Source organism: Streptomyces rubellus, assembly GCF_036323805.1.
GTDB lineage: Bacteria > Actinomycetota > Actinomycetes > Streptomycetales > Streptomycetaceae > Streptomyces.
This window is the reverse complement of sequence record NZ_JAZDCX010000047.1, coordinates 1-14,005: the sequence shown is the minus strand read 5'-3', so window position 1 is coordinate 14,005 and position 14,005 is coordinate 1. Positions and strand designations below refer to the sequence as shown.

Sequence of the window (14,005 nt, the reverse complement as noted above, 5' to 3'; positions counted from 1 at the left end):
GTCACGCGTCGGGTTGCTGTGCAGCTTGCGCCGCTCCCGGTGGTTGGGGTGACGGATGACCACTCCTCCCAGGCCGCCGGACCCGGTGAGCCGGATCAGCGGAGTTCCCGGGAGCCGGTCGGATGTGGTCTCGTCCTGCAGGCCTCCGACGCCGGGATCCACGCCGCTGATGTCTGCGGCCCAGCCGTCGGGGATGACGATCGTGACACCGGCTGTCTCCCCGTACGCCTCCACCGCGACCTCCGTGAGGCGGCACTCGGCCCGGGTGAAGTCGATATTCACGCCTCCCACGCCTCCGTGGGCGATCACGCGCCCGGGCACCTCCCAGCGCTCGGGGCCCCGGGATGCGCCGAACACGCCGCCCTTGAGCACCAGTGGCAGCTGGTCCTGCGAGGAATGCGGCCGCGGCAGGTCGGCGGTCAGGGCGGCCAACTCGGCGTGAGTCCTGGACTTGAACGCCTGCTCCAGGCGCGAGTCCAGCTCATCGAAATCGATTCGCCCATCGGCCGCCGCATCGCGCAGCTGCTCCACGACCGCTTCGCGGTCGTCGTGAGAGGCTCGGATTTCGCCTGATCGGGCAGAGCGCGGAGTGGGCTCAGGAAACTGGGCAGTCATGGCCACAAGGATAGGCAGCCGCACTCCCGGATCAGGCTGACGGCCCGGAACTTCTCCAGCGCGAGCTCCAGCAGCCTGTCCGCCTGACCTTCCTCATGGGGTCACCAAGTGGCTGTTGTTCCTTGACCAAGGTGTGGCGGGTCGGCTGCCCTGGGGGTGGCTGTTCCTATGGGCGGGTTCGCGGGGCACCAGCGTCAGCGATTTGAGGCTGCTCGAACGGGAGCGGCGATGAGGTGCCCTTCGACTGCTGTCACGGGGTGATCGGGCGGCTGCCACGGTGTGGCTAAGAAGCTGTTGTCTTTCCGAACCTGGCCGTCTCATTTCCGCTGGTCAGGCGTGGAAAGCCTCACTGTTCAGACTGCCTTGAGCACCCTGACATTGGACTTCGGCAAGCCGATCGGGGCAGGGGAGGCCGAGGCGATTCGTGAAGATCACACCGGGAACGAATCGGTTACAGCACAGGCCAACGAATGGGATCTGGGCTGCGGCAACGGTGTGACGTTCATCGACAGCAACGGCACCTTCAACGTGCAGTACTACTGCGGGTCCACGCGCACGCTGCCCTGGGGCTTCAAGCTGTCCGCAGCCAATCAGAGGACGGTGGTGGGTAACATCAACGAAACGGGACTTCGCTGGTGGCGCAACGGCTCGTTCGCCGGCCAGAATGCCCCGCACTCCGTTCCGCTGAACTACCAGATCCATGGCACGATGAAGTCCGTCTACGCCAGAAACCGGATCGATACCAGGACTACATCACCTGGCGCCACAACATCGGTCCGGGCGGCACCGCCTCCCTGGCCTTCGCCGGTCGGCTCAACCTCACGAACTAGGACAATGCCCGTACCCGAAGACGAAATCCGCCGGCTGGCCCAAGCGATCCTCGCCCGTTTGTGCCAGTCCGGTCAGTCCTGGCACGTCACGGAGACCGCACCCGTCGGTCGCACCTCCTTCAGGGTGCCGGAGGAAGCTCTGGGCGGCGTGGCCGCCGTCGAATCCGAGGTCGTGTTCATCGCCGACAGCGCAGCCGAGCAGCCGGAGACCCTCGCGGCGCATTTCACGCTGGGAGTGGACCGTGCGGAGGCCATCATGTCTCTCGCCTCCCAACTGCAGGACCACCTCATCGAAGCCGCAAGCGGTGATCCGATTCCCCCCTGCCCTGGGCACCCGCACCCTCTGGTGGCCCACGTCGTCGCCGGGGAGCCTGTCTGGGAATGCCCGCAGTCCCCGGTTCATCATCGAGAACTCATCGTTCCGCCCGACTGAGCGGCATATGGTTCGGCGATTCCCGCCGAACTGGCCGCCGCCCTGCCCTTCATCGAGCCCTGACCGGACGCACAGCGGTGCCGCAGCCGTGGTGGCGGCCTGGCGAAGACAGGCCACACCCCAGGGTTCAGAAGCCGTTGCTCTGGAGATTGTCCCGTAAATTCTCAGGGACATGTCTGCTGACCTGCTCGTTTGTCTGTCATCCGGCGATGGCCAGGTTGTACAGGCGGGCGATGCCGAGCATGGCGTGGTGAACACCGTCGCCCCTGAGGCGGCAGTCGCGGAGGATCTTCCGGGTCTTCATCCGGGCGAAGGTGTGCTCGACGCGGGCACGGACTCGGCGGTGGGAGGCGTTGTGCTCCTCCTCCAGACCGGCAGTTCCTCGTCCCGGTGTCGGCGGTAGTGCGGGATGGTCAGGCCGGTGCCCCGGTAACCGCCGTCGGCGATCACTGTGGGTGTGGTGCCGACGGCGTCCTTGGCACCGGACTCTTCCCAGGCCCGGCAGTCGTTGCGGTTGCCCGGCAGTGGCTTCCCGACGGCGACGGCGAGGCGTGTGTCGGCGTCGATGACGACCTGGTGGCTGGTGGAGTAGCGGTAGTTCTTGCTGGAGGCGGCCACGATCCGGTCGCGGGTGGGCACCAGCGTGCCGTCCACGATGAGCACGGTGTCCTTGCGGAACCGTTTGCGGGGCTGGAGCGCGAGGGCCGGCCCGAGGTGGTCGACGATCCGGTCGGCGGCCGACTTGGAGATGCCGAACAGCGGGGCGAGTTGGCGCAGGGTGAGGTTGGTGCGCCAGTACGCGGCCACCAGTAGCACCCGGTCCTCCAGCGGCAGCGACCACGGCCGGCCCCGGCGGACCGGATCGGCGCCCTCACGTCGCAGCGCGGTGATCAGCTTGCCGAACTGCCGCGGGCTCAGCCCGGTGAACGGGGCTATCCAGAACGGCTCCGACGCCGTGATCACACCAGCCACCACAAGATCATCTCACCCGTTACCAGCAGTTACGGGACACCATCTACCGCCTGGCCAGCACCCGGGCCCGCGCCGAAGAGCCGTCCAAAGTCGGCTGAATCCTAGCCAGGCTTGATGGTGGCAAGCTGCGCAAGGAGCAGGACCAGCTGATAGGCGTCGGCGAAGTCGGCGGCGGTGAAGGTGACCGTCCGGCCACCTTCACCGCGTGAGACCCCTGGCACGAGGGTCGCCAGGTCAACCATGAACGGCGCGGAAAGGTCGACCTCGATATCGAGCGGTCCGGCAAGGGACAGCGGTGGAACCTGGGGGCACCGCGTGACGGCTTCGGCGGCCGCATGGCGCAGCCGGTCCCGCGCTTCTTCGGGATGCAGGGCGACGGCGGCGCCCTGACCGAGGGCTTGCTTGACCGCGACGGTGACCGCGGAGGGGACCAGGTCACGCAGTTCGGCGCAGGCGCTGTCGTCGCCGCTGAGCAGCACGGCCGGCACGCCCAGATACCCGGCCATGGCGGCGTTGAGGCCGATCTCGCCCATGGAACGTCCGGCCACGCGCACGTCGAGGATGCCGTCGTTCATGGTGTGTGCCAGCACGGCTGGTCCGCCGCCGGCGCGGGTGTGGTAGCCGACGAGCAGGACCGCGTCGGTCTGCTCGTCGAGTCCGCCGAGCATGCCCAGCGGCCGCGGCTTGCCACGAACCAGGTGCGCCCGGCGGTCGAGTTCCTCGGGCAGCAGATTGCGGAAAGAGCCATGCGCGTCGGCGACCTGCACCTCGGCCGTGGATTCGGCGTCCAGGACACCGGCGATCACGGCGTTCGCCTCGGCCGTCATTGACGCCCGGCCACGCGCGTAGTCGTAGCCATCTGGGTTCGTCTCGGTGGGATGCACGATCCCCGAGATGCCCTCCATGTCAACAGAGATCAATACCTTCACCCAGAGAGCCTACGTGCTTCGTGCACCAGGCCGACATACATGGCAGATCCCCGGCTTTGTCGACCAGGCCGTCCCCTGGCACTGACGCTGTTTCTCGTGAACACAAACGAACTTGTAGATCACCAACTGACGCCGCAACCAGTGAACAAACGCTGCTGCTGAACGTGAACGAAGCCACTGTGCGGGGCCCGGTCGGTTACCGTCCGCTGATCGCGGGACGGCCCGAATGGAGCCGTCCCGGCAAAGACCTGACGATGATCTGTCCCCCCTGTCGAACGGATGACCTGGGGGGTGGTGTCACCGGGCCTGTGGGGTGCCGTTGGAGACGCTGATGAGAGGTCCGACTACCGCCCGGCCGGGCGCAATGCCCGGCTGTTCGCGGGCGGCGGATCTGCATAACGTGGATGCGCGCGTACGGCGCCGTCGCCCTGGCCAGCACCGCACGAACCTCGTTCGGGAGGACAGGTTGTACGACAACGACGACGTGGGCGTCTTCCTCGGCCTGGATGTCGGCAAGAGTGCCCATCACGGGCACGGGCTCACCCCGGCCGACAAGAAGGTCTTCGACAAGCCCCTGCCCAACAGCGAGCCGAAGCTGCGGGCCGTCTTCGACAAGCTGACTGCGAAGTTCGGCACCGTCCTGGTGATCGTGGACCAGCCCGCCTCCATCGGAGCCCTCCCGCTCACCGTCGCCCGCGACGCGGGCTGCAAGGTCGCCTACCTGCCCGGCCTGGCCATGCGGCGGATCGCCGACCTGTATCCGGGCGAGGCGAAGACCGACGCGAAGGACGCCGCGGTCATCGCGGACGCCGCCCGCACGATGCCGCACACCCTGCGCTCCCTGGCACCGACCGACGAAGTCACCGCCGAGCTGACCGTCCTGGTGGGCTTCGACCAGGACCTCGCGGCCGAGGCCACCCGCACCTCCAACCGGATCCGCGGCCTGCTCACCCAGTTCCATCCCAGCCTCGAACGCGCCCTCGGCCCCCGCCTGGACCACCCGGCGGTCACCTGGCTGCTGGAACGCCACGGTTCCCCGGCCGCCCTGCGCAAAGCGGGCCGCCGCAAGCTCGTCGAGCTGATCCGGCCCAAGGCCCCGCGCATGGCCGCCCGCCTGATCGATGAGGTCTTCACCGCCCTGGACGAGCAGACCGTCACCGTCCCCGGTACCGGCACCCTCGATGTCGTAATCCCCTCCCTGGCCCGCTCGCTCGCGGCCGTCCACGAACAGCGCCGGGCGCTGGAGGCGCAGATCGAGGCTCTGCTGGAGGCGCACCCTCTTTCCAAGGTCCTGACGTCGCTGCCCGGCGTCGGCGTCAGGACCGCCGCCACCTTGCTGGTCACCGTCGGTGATGGCACCAGCTTCCCCACCGCCGCCCACCTGGCCTCCTACGCCGGCCTCGCCCCGACAACCAAGTCGTCGGGGACCTCGATCCACGGCGAGCACGCGCCCAGAGGCGGCAACCGGCAGCTCAAACGGGCCATGTTCCTGCCGTTCCTACAAGGACCATTGAGCCCTTCGACACTGACGCCGCCACCACCGCCACCCATCTGGTGCGCACCGGCTGGGCCTGCGCCCACGCCGTCCACGCCGCCCGACCCTCAGCGCACTTCCCCACCGGTCGCTGTCTGCCCGACCGCTACGACCACGCCGGCGTCCAGGCCGTCCACCCCCGCCAGTGGCCCCGCCCCGGGTCTGGAGCAGGAGACGGAGGAGACCACCACCTGGACGCAAGAGGGCGCGTCCCCTGCGCGACACCCGGCAGCCAAGGACTACCGCCGTGGCCGATGACGCCCCGCACCCCCACACCCTGGAAGAAACCACGGCCGCGCCGGTCGAGAGCTTCCACTGGACCATCCGGGCCGGAGCCGCGGGCCAGTGGCGCACCAGACCGGGACGGTTCACTGACCGGGACGAGGCGCTCGCCCATCTCCGATGCCGCCGGAGCCCATGCTCCCGACTCGGTGACCTACCGGCTGCTGCGCACCACCACCGTGATCACCGAGATCGAGGACGTGTGAGCCACCGGGCCGGCACCGCCCGGCGCTACCGGTCCGGCCCGTGGAACACACAGACCGCGACACCGCCTGCCCAGCCGCCGGGGCGGCCGGGCAGGCTGCCCCACCAGAGCGGCAGGTTTCCCAGGTGACCAGGCCCGGCTGCGCGCTCCGGGCGAACGCGCCTTCGCCGAGCTGAAGTCCTGGCGGGCACTACAGCGAGTCCGCTGCTCAACCCCACGCGTCGGCCGCACCGTCCAAGCCTTACACGTCCTCCTGACCTGCGACTGCACAGGATGAAAGAGGCTCGGTGACGAGAAAGCGCTTGGCCGCCGGGTCAGTGAGAACGGGTGAGGTGGTCTCTTCGTTCGCAGCCGATCGGGTCTTCCACGGCGGAAAGCCCCAGGGAGACTGACCCTATCTGCTGTGGCGGGCGCGCTCAAAGGCCATGGCCGCCTCGTCGGCACGGCCAAGGTTTTCCAGTGCCACTCCTTTGGCGTCCCACAGCCAGGGTTCGCCCGGCCAGCACTCCAGGGCCTCCTCATAGCAGGCCAGCGCATCCTCCAGCCGACCGAGCGCGGTCAGTACCGCGCCCTTGTGACCGCACGCGGTGGCGTCCTCGGGGTCCGCCTCGACGGCACGCTCAATGCTGGCGAGTGCCTCCTCGTGCCGATCCAGCGCGCGCAGCGCGAGGAATCTCCTGGACCAGGCTACCGCCATTCGGGGGTCGAGTTCGGTAGCGCGGTCGTAGCAGGCCAGGGCCTCGTCCATGCGGTCGAGGGCGCGGAGGCTGTCGCCCTTGTTCACCCACGCCACGGCCGACTTCGGGTCAAGCTCGACGGCACGCTGGTAGCAGGCCAGTGCCTCCCCTCCGTCCCCGCCCATCCTGTGGACGATGAGGCCCTTGTACACCCACAAATTCGCCGTCTCGTCCCCCACTCGCATGGCCTGCTCGCAGCAGTCCAACGCCTGCTCGTAGCGTTCGAGGTCAAAGGCGGCTCGCAGGATGTTCCACCACACGTCCGCGTCGTCCGGGTCGATCGCGGCCGCCCGTTCCAGAATCTCGGCGGCTTCGGCCGGACGCGACAGCTCCAGCAGCACGCAGCCCTTGTGGAAGAGGGCGGGATAGTAATGGGGTGCGACGGCCAGGGCCTGGTCCAGATCGGTCAACGCGTCGGCCTCCCGGCCCGTACGCCGACGCAGCACGGCTCGGTTCACCAGGAGACGCTCGTTGTGGGGTGCCAGCTCCAGGGAACGGGCGAATGTCTCCTCCGCCTCCTCAAAGCGTTCCCGGTCCCGGAGCCCGACCGCCTTGTCGCCCCACAGCCGGGGCTCATCCGGCCAGATCCCCAGAGCCTCGTCGTAGCAGGCCATCTCTTCATCGTGGCGGCCCAACTCACCCAGCACGTAACCGATGTCCAGCCATGCGTCGACGTCTGTGGGGTCTAGCTGTCGTCGGCGTTCGTGGCAGGACAGCGCATCCTCCAGGCGGGAGAGCTTGGTCAGGATCCTGCCCTTCTCGGCCCAGATCTCGGAGTTGTCCGGGACCGTTTCGACACCACGTTCGACCCAGGCGAGCGCCTCCTCGTCCCGGTCGAGCGCGCGCAGCGTGAAGGATTTTCCGTGCCAGGCGTCCGCGCAGCCGGAGTCAAGCCCGACGGCTCGGTCGTAGCAAACCAGTGACTCCTCCATGCGGCCGAGCTGACGGAGGGCGTAAGCCTTGTTCACCCACGCCACGGCTGACTCTGGGTCAAGCTCGATGGCACGCTCGTAACAGGCCAGCTCTTCCTCGGCGTCACCGTGGAGCCTGTAGATGATGGCCCCCTTGTACACCCACAGGCTCGCCGTCTCATCCCCCACCCGCATGGTCTGCTCGCAGCATTTCAGGGCGTACTCGTAGCGCTTGAGGTCGTACGCGGCTTGCAGGATGTTCCACCAGACCTCCGCGTCGTCCGGCTTGAGCTCCGCTGCCCGCTGGAGGACGTCGACCGCCTCCGCCGGACGTGACAGCGCCAGCAGTGCGCGGCCCTTCTCAAGGAGGGCCGGGAAGAAACGCGGCGCGACGGCCAGGGTCTGGTCCAAGTCCGCCAGCGCCTCGGTCTCCCGGTTCGTGAGCCTTCGCAGCACGGCCCGGCCGAACAGGATGTTCTCGTCGCGGGGGCGCAGTCCCAGTGCGCGAGCGTACGCCTCCTCCGCCTCCCCGAAACGCTCCCTTCTCCGCAGGATGCTCGCCTTGCTTCCCCAGGCCATACCGTCCGCGGGTTGGAGCTCCAGGGTGCGCTCGATGCAGGCGAGCGCGTCCTCGCTTCGCCCCAGCCAGTCGAGGACCGTCCCCCGACACAGCCAGGCGCTGGGCTCGTCGGGGTTCAGGGCGACCGCGCGGTCGTGGGCGGCCAGCGCCTCGTCGAACCGCCTCATGCTCTCCAGGGCCATGCCGCGCACCTGCCATAGCTTGCTGCGGGTGACGTCGCCGGCCCGGTCTTGCTCCGCCGTCTCCAGCCCGTGCCGTACCGCCTCCAGCGCCTCGCTGTAGCGGCGGAGGTTGTGCAGCGCCAGCGACCTTGACACCCATCCCTCGGCGTCAAGGCAGCGCATTCGGGCGGGGGCCGGGGCCGGTCGGCCGAGCACCTCGTGATACACCCCGTCCAGTTGCTCTCGCACCGTGGTGAAGTCCGGCGGCCGGTCCTCTCGGTCCGGCGCAGTGCACGACATGATCAGCCGGTAGAGTCGGGTGCGGCGGGCACGCCAGCCGACCGCGCGGTGGATGTACCTCTGTGCCTGCCCGTACCCAGCCGGCAGTCCACCCGTGACCATCTGGAAGAGCACCACGCCGAACGCGTAAATGTCGGCGCGGGTGTCCAGCGCTGCTCCGGGGGCGAACTGCTCGGGAGCCATGTAGCGCGGTGTGCCCGCCACCGTGGTGTACTGCGCCTGCGTGGCGGCCGGCAACGCTGCCAGGCCCGGTGGCGCGTCGCCACCGTCATCCCCGAACGCTCGAGCCAGTCCGAAGTCGGTCACCTGCAAGGTGCGGTCCTTCGTCAGCAGGCAGTTCGCCGGTTTCACGTCGCGGTGCACCAAACCCAGTTGATCATGGGCGTGGCACAGTCCGTCGCACAGGTGCCGGGCGAAACGCAGGGCCTGCGCGGGCGGCAGCGCCCCGGCGGCCAGCAGACCGGCCAGGTCGCCGCCCTCGGCATAGTCGGTGACCACGCAGGGCAGGCCCTCGATCCACTCCACATTCTCCGCGAGGGCCACGTGGGGGTGCGGGGGCAGCCGCACCCAGGTCAGCGCCTCGCGCTCGAAGCGGGCCCGGTCCTCGTCGCTCCACAGCAGGCGGGTGTCGAAGGTCTTGAGCACCCGACGCTTGCCGGTGGCGCTGGAGCGGACGACGTAGACGACGCCGAATCCGCCCCGGCGCACGTCCAGCACGGTCCAGTGTCCGACGTGCCGGTGGCTGCCCAGGCGCTGGCCAACCTGGAAGTTACTCCGTAGTCCCTGGCCGGGGCGCAGGCTCTGCAGCCCGTCCGCGGCCGCTGTGCAGGAGGGGTCGACCGCGAGGGCCTGGGAGTAGGCGCGGCGCGCCATCTCGAGTCGGCCGAGGCCACGTAACGCCGCAGCCAACTCGAGATGCGCCTCCGCCGCGTCCGGCCGTAGCGCCACGGCATCCCCCAGCAGCCGGCCGGCCTCCTCGAGCCGCCTGACGGCCAGGGCCGCGCGGCCCAGTGCGAGGCAGTGCTCATAACCGATGTCGGCATCGGCCGTGTCCATGCCCCTCCAGCCCATATCGCATTGCCTGCCCACCAGTTCCCCGCATACAACCCGAAAAGCCTCGCAGTCTCACACAACCATCCGCCAGCACCGTACTCCCTGCCACATGGGCTCGGGACCCGTCCGAGGCATACCTCTGCGATACCTGCTTGATCGTGTAAGCCCGAACCTACGAAGCCTCCGTCCGATGCGCCACGTCACTGTCGCCACCTACGGAAAGTGGCTGTGATTCCTGCCCGTCCGGTCCCCCGACAGCGGCTGGCGTACCGTCAAAGCCGCTGTGGAAGCCGAACGGCTCGGTCCCCGGGGTAAGGCCGCTACCCTTGGCAGTGAGCCCTTTCAGTCCGGGTCCCGTGTGGGTGACGGGCGGGCCGGCCGCAACGCACAGAGCTCCCGCGCCGTTGAGTGAGGTGTTCGACGCCTCAACCCGACTGCCCGGGAGCCCTGTCGGTTCCGTATCCTGCCGCACTCGACCTTCCGCCAACCGCATGGTCAGCGGCAGTTGACCCAGTCGTTGGAGCCGATCGGCGTGGACGGCATGCTGGCCACGGACTCGCCGCGCTTCAGGGTCCCTCCGTTGCCCCGGTAGTTGGTGTTGATGTACACCGTCACGTCGCAGCTGTTGCCGTTGTTGTACATGGACACGACGCCGTTCTTGAAGGCGCCTCCATACTGGAAGAGGTCCGAGTTGTCGTACTGCACCTTCTGCATCGTGCCCTGGTAGTTGGCCCGCGGCCACACGCAGAACCATCCGTCCGGACAGTCGGACTTCGCCTGCACTCCGATCTCGCCGGAGCCGGTGGCCGCCGCTGTTGCCTGCGTCGCTCCCACGATGGAGAGCGCGGCAATCGCGACACCGAGCCTCTTGTGAACCCTCATCAATTCCCCCTGGACAAAGTTTCCATTGTCGGCGTCAAGACTGACCGGGCCCCCGGGAGGGGACAAGGCAGCTCGCACCATGTCGTCGGACTTGCCGACACCAATTCTCTTCGGGCGGCCGGCCAGGGCGTCAGTAGGGATGTCATCGGGCGTGCGCGGCATGCTCAGCAGCTCACGCGCCACTTCAGCCTTGTCTCAGCGGACGCCGGTCCGGCCCCAGCCATGACTGCTGTCAGTTGTTCTCGTCCCAGCAGATGTACACCTGACGCAGATACGGCCACGTCGCGGGGCCAACCTTGCCGTCCACCGCCAGGACCCGCCTGCCGCATAACTCATTGACGCGTGCCTGGAACTTCTTCGCGGCCACCTGCGAGTTACTCCCGAAGATTCCGTCGACGGTGCCCGGACTGTAGCCCTTGTGCTTGAGAATGCACTGGGCCTCCTTGCCTGCCGCAGACACGGACGTCGAGGAAGGCTGGACGGTCTCCCCGCTGTAGTACCCAGCGTAATACTTGCTGTCGTCGGTCCCTTCACTTGTCCACGTGGCGTTGCACGAGTACGCCTGGACGCTTACGTCAGCGGCTGCTGCCGGAATGACCGAGAGGCCTGACAGGGTCAGTGCAGTCGCTCCGACGGCCATGCCGAGCTTCACTCGGAATCGCAAGTTCTACCCCCATCTTGTACGGGATTCGGGGACCTCTTCGTGTGTCCACCCGGCTCGCTTGAATTAGTCGTACTGTGCTCTGGCAGAGTGCCTGATCAGTGTGAAGTTGTTCGGAGCCGAGGCGTACCTGCAACGTTTCAGGTTGCCTCGGCCGGAAGCTCGTGAGCCCGCTTCCAGGGTTCTCGCTCACTCCTCTACAGGTACTTGGCAACAGCCGTCGTGCGTCTGCTTCGGCAGGACGGCCCACTCGCGCGTCAGCAGCTGGTACGCGACGCCGCCGACGGCCAGGGCGGAGGCTTCGACGTGATCGACACGGAGCGGCAGGACTGGGCGCGCGGCTGAGCGAAGCCGAAACCCCTCCGGTGGGGCACGTGTTGGTGTCGAGGGCGCTTTGGGCCCCGCATGGTTCTCAGACCGAGGTTGATCACTGCGAGCGGAGCGATGGCGTTGGAGCTTGCCGTCGGCTTCATGGCCAGCGCAGACGGCAGCCCCTGTCAGAGGGATGAGGGGCAGGTGGACTGGGTGTCGATCCTGATGCCAGTCACCGTGGAGGTGGAGTTGAAGTGGAGGGTTTGGTTGGGCTTCAGGCACGCGTAGTACGTCACGCTGTACTGGTCGACGTAGCGCAGATAGACCCGGTCATCGTTGCGGGTGTTCCTGACCTTGTTGGCACCCCGGCTCTTGGATCCGAGGTCTTGGTAGTAGTTGGTGACGTCCTGGTACGCGGCCGTGGGCGCGCCGTCGTTCCAGTCACTGTCGGTCAGATAGAAGCAGACGCGGGGCCAGCCGCATCCGTTGTAGTCGTAGGCCGAGGCAGCGGGGGCCGAGGCCAGCCCTGCGGTGGCGAGCGCGGCGGCCGCTGTCGCCACGATGGCCATCCGCTTGGTCAGAACGCGCACAACGAATCAGCTCCCCGTTTTTGTCCCGATGGGTACCCGCCGGTCAGACACACCCGACTATCCCCTGGGTACAGATGCTGGGGTACCTACAACTGTTCAGGCAATGCGCACGGTGCGCAGTCGCGGGGCTGCGACTGTTCACGGTGCACGGTCGGCGATGCGGAACGCGTGGACCAGTTCGTGGGTGCCGGGGCCTGGGGTCAGGAGGCTGCGTTTCAGGAGCTGTTCGGCGGTGCGCAGATGGGCGCGAACGGTAGCGCGGCTGATGCCGAGGTTTTGGGCCGTTCGCCGGGCGTCGGTGCCGGCTTCGATCCAGGCTCGCAGGGTCTGGTGCACGGTGCGGTCCGTGCCGGGCTGCAGGGGCTGGAGGAAGGCATGGGCCCAGGTGATGGCGGCTTCGGTGGACAGCAGACTGTCCACCGACGGCGTCGGCACCTGCTCGGCTGCGGCGTTGCCGTCGGGTAGCGGGAGGTCGGTGATCGCCAGGGCCAGGGCGAGTTCGGCGCGGCTGCGGGGGTCCTGCAGGTTGAGGCCGAGGGCGTCTTGGGCACGCCTCAGATGGGCGGTGACGGTGTTGCGGCTGATGTCGAGCAGCCGCGCCACACCGGAGCGGGGAAAGTTCAGGGCAAGGCTGGTGATGTCGAGGGTGAGCCGGGGGGCCGCCCTGATCGGCTCCAGGAAGGCGTGGGCCCAGGCGAGGGCTTGTTGACGGGGGAGCAGTCCGGCCAGCGGTGGCCGGCCGTGGTAGTCGGCGACCCGGTCGGGCGTGTGGCCGGCGACGGCCAGGGCATGGCGGGCTTGATCGTAGGCCTGGGCAGTGGCCGGCAAGGGCACGGGGGCGCTGATGCCCAGTGCGTAGTGCGGGTTGTCTCGCACCAGCGCCCGCAAGGGCGTGGCCAGGCGGTCGTCCACGTAGGTGCCGTCGTGGTCCATGGGCAGGAGACAGATGAGGTGGTGGTCGTAGACAGGGCAGCGCACCATCAGGCCGCGACCGTGATAGCCGGACGCGTCCTGGTAGGCGTCGATGAGCCTGTCGCGGTCTGAGGGCGGGCAGCGCAGCAGGTGGATGCGCAGACGCTCGGCGTCCAGTAACGGTGGAAGGGCGCCGGCCGTCACCCGGCGGGCCAGCGTCACATCTCCCGCCATCAGGGCCATGAAGACCGCCAGGCGCAGCCGCGCTGCCGCCTGCTGACAGCGCAGGGTGAGTTCGTCGACCTGGCTGGCTTGTCGCAACACCTCGACCATGGCGCCGACATGGGATGCCAGCGCCAGCGCCTCGCGTGTCAGCGGTAACCGGCTGCCCACCACCAGCACCGGACGCGGCACGTGCCGTCCCAGCGCCTCACAGCGCACATGGAACACGCCCACCTGCGAGGCCGCAGCGGCCAGCTGTCCGCTTGACAACTGCGTCAGCACCGGCTGGAGACTGGCCAGGATGTCCGGTGTAAGCCGGGTGGTGGACACCTCCACCTCGCCCGCGCGGTCAAGCAGGGCGATCTCCGCTTCGAGCTGCCGCCCCAGCCAGGCAATCAGCGTCTGCGGATCAAGGTCAGCACCCTGGCAGACACGAGGCCTTAGTTGGCGCAGCAGTTCATCGAGTACCTGAGGTGTCGGCACGGCTCTCCTTCGCCAGTTCGTCGGCCGCCTTGCCCGAGTCGGCCAGCGCGCACTCCCGGATCCTGAAGTACCGGCGGATCTCCGCGCGGTACTCCTTGAGTGCCTGGTCGGCCCGCTCACGCAGCGCCCGCTCCTGGGTGAACCCTTCCACTGTCAGGGACGACGAAGGCCTCATCCGCAGGTGGACCACGCCGGTCCGCCCTGATGCTCCCACCGAAGCCCGTCCTAGCCACTCCGGCTCGCCTCCACCGAATGCCCTGGAAGACGAACGCGCGATCACCACTGACGCGTTCTGGCACCGGGCCGTCGCGTTCTGTCCGCCCACGGCATCACGCGTTCCACCGCGTCCTCACCGACAACGGCGCCTGCTACCGCTCCCGGACCTAGGCAGTTTCGTTTGA

General features: G+C 68.2%; 10 protein-coding genes and 3 pseudogenes. 4 read left to right on the top strand and 9 right to left on the bottom strand.

Annotation, left to right across the window (positions count from 1 at the left end; genetic code table 11):
• Positions 1–615: DUF1707 SHOCT-like domain-containing protein (locus tag V1L54_RS29065; RefSeq protein WP_330121157.1), on the bottom strand; the 615-nt coding region annotated here is incomplete at its 3' end.
• Positions 616–894: 279 nt separating this feature from the next.
• On the opposite strand from V1L54_RS29065, the gene V1L54_RS29060 reads away from it, so the two are divergent.
• Complete coding sequence (locus tag V1L54_RS29060) at positions 895–1,878, top strand: hypothetical protein (protein WP_330121156.1); 984 nt, start codon at positions 895–897, stop codon at positions 1,876–1,878.
• Between the two features lie 199 nt (positions 1,879–2,077).
• Here V1L54_RS29060 and V1L54_RS29055 read toward each other — a convergent pair.
• A pseudogene (locus V1L54_RS29055) lies at positions 2,078–2,850 on the bottom strand (transposase).
• A 101-nt stretch (positions 2,851–2,951) separates the two neighbouring features.
• Positions 2,952–3,779, bottom strand: coding sequence for a M55 family metallopeptidase (locus tag V1L54_RS29050; RefSeq protein WP_330121155.1), 828 nt, complete (start codon positions 3,777–3,779; stop codon positions 2,952–2,954).
• Between the two features lie 466 nt (positions 3,780–4,245).
• Here V1L54_RS29050 and V1L54_RS29045 point away from each other — a divergent pair.
• Together V1L54_RS29045 and V1L54_RS29040 are read left to right on the top strand one after the other, a co-directional pair.
• A pseudogene (locus V1L54_RS29045) lies at positions 4,246–5,271 on the top strand (IS110 family RNA-guided transposase); the annotation flags it as partial.
• Positions 5,272–5,924: 653 nt separating this feature from the next.
• Positions 5,925–6,077: pseudogene (locus V1L54_RS29040) on the top strand (IS5/IS1182 family transposase); the annotation flags it as partial.
• 117 nt (positions 6,078–6,194) lie between these two features.
• Here V1L54_RS29040 and V1L54_RS29035 read toward each other — a convergent pair.
• From V1L54_RS29035 to V1L54_RS29025, 3 genes are all read right to left on the bottom strand, one after another.
• Complete coding sequence (locus V1L54_RS29035) at positions 6,195–9,545, bottom strand: tetratricopeptide repeat protein (RefSeq protein ID WP_330121154.1); 3,351 nt, start codon at positions 9,543–9,545, stop codon at positions 6,195–6,197.
• 492 nt (positions 9,546–10,037) lie between these two features.
• Positions 10,038–10,424 (bottom strand): peptidase inhibitor family I36 protein, encoded by a 387-nt coding sequence (locus V1L54_RS29030; RefSeq protein ID WP_330121153.1) that lies wholly within the window; start codon positions 10,422–10,424, stop codon positions 10,038–10,040.
• Between the two features lie 232 nt (positions 10,425–10,656).
• Positions 10,657–11,076, bottom strand: coding sequence for a peptidoglycan-binding domain-containing protein (locus V1L54_RS29025; protein WP_330121152.1), 420 nt, complete (start codon positions 11,074–11,076; stop codon positions 10,657–10,659).
• Positions 11,077–11,307: 231 nt separating this feature from the next.
• Here V1L54_RS29025 and V1L54_RS29020 point away from each other — a divergent pair, with 231 nt between their 5' ends.
• Complete coding sequence (locus V1L54_RS29020; RefSeq protein ID WP_330121151.1) at positions 11,308–11,430, top strand: hypothetical protein; 123 nt, start codon at positions 11,308–11,310, stop codon at positions 11,428–11,430.
• A gap of 152 nt (positions 11,431–11,582) precedes the next feature.
• Here the strand turns inward: V1L54_RS29020 and V1L54_RS29015 are convergent, their stop codons facing one another.
• The 3 genes from V1L54_RS29015 to V1L54_RS29005 form a co-directional block, all read right to left on the bottom strand.
• The gene (locus V1L54_RS29015; protein WP_330121150.1) at positions 11,583–11,987 is read right to left on the bottom strand and encodes a hypothetical protein; all 405 of its coding nucleotides are present in this window, start codon (positions 11,985–11,987) and stop codon (positions 11,583–11,585) included.
• Positions 11,988–12,125: 138 nt separating this feature from the next.
• Positions 12,126–13,604 carry a helix-turn-helix domain-containing protein gene (locus tag V1L54_RS29010; RefSeq protein WP_330121149.1) on the bottom strand — a complete coding sequence of 493 codons (1,479 nt, stop codon included), beginning with the start codon at positions 13,602–13,604 and terminating at the stop codon, positions 12,126–12,128.
• Positions 13,579–13,818 carry a hypothetical protein gene (locus V1L54_RS29005; protein WP_330121148.1) on the bottom strand — a complete coding sequence of 80 codons (240 nt, stop codon included), beginning with the start codon at positions 13,816–13,818 and terminating at the stop codon, positions 13,579–13,581. The genes V1L54_RS29010 and V1L54_RS29005 overlap by 26 nt, the downstream gene beginning before the upstream one ends.
• Positions 13,819–14,005: the final 187 nt, after the last annotated feature.

Coding starts and splice junctions, on each gene's coding strand:
- V1L54_RS29035 (WP_330121154.1), bottom strand. CDS start 9,545: ATGGACACGGCCGATGCCGACATCGGTTATGAGCACTGCCTCGCACTG.
- V1L54_RS29030 (WP_330121153.1), bottom strand. CDS start 10,424: ATGAGGGTTCACAAGAGGCTCGGTGTCGCGATTGCCGCGCTCTCCATC.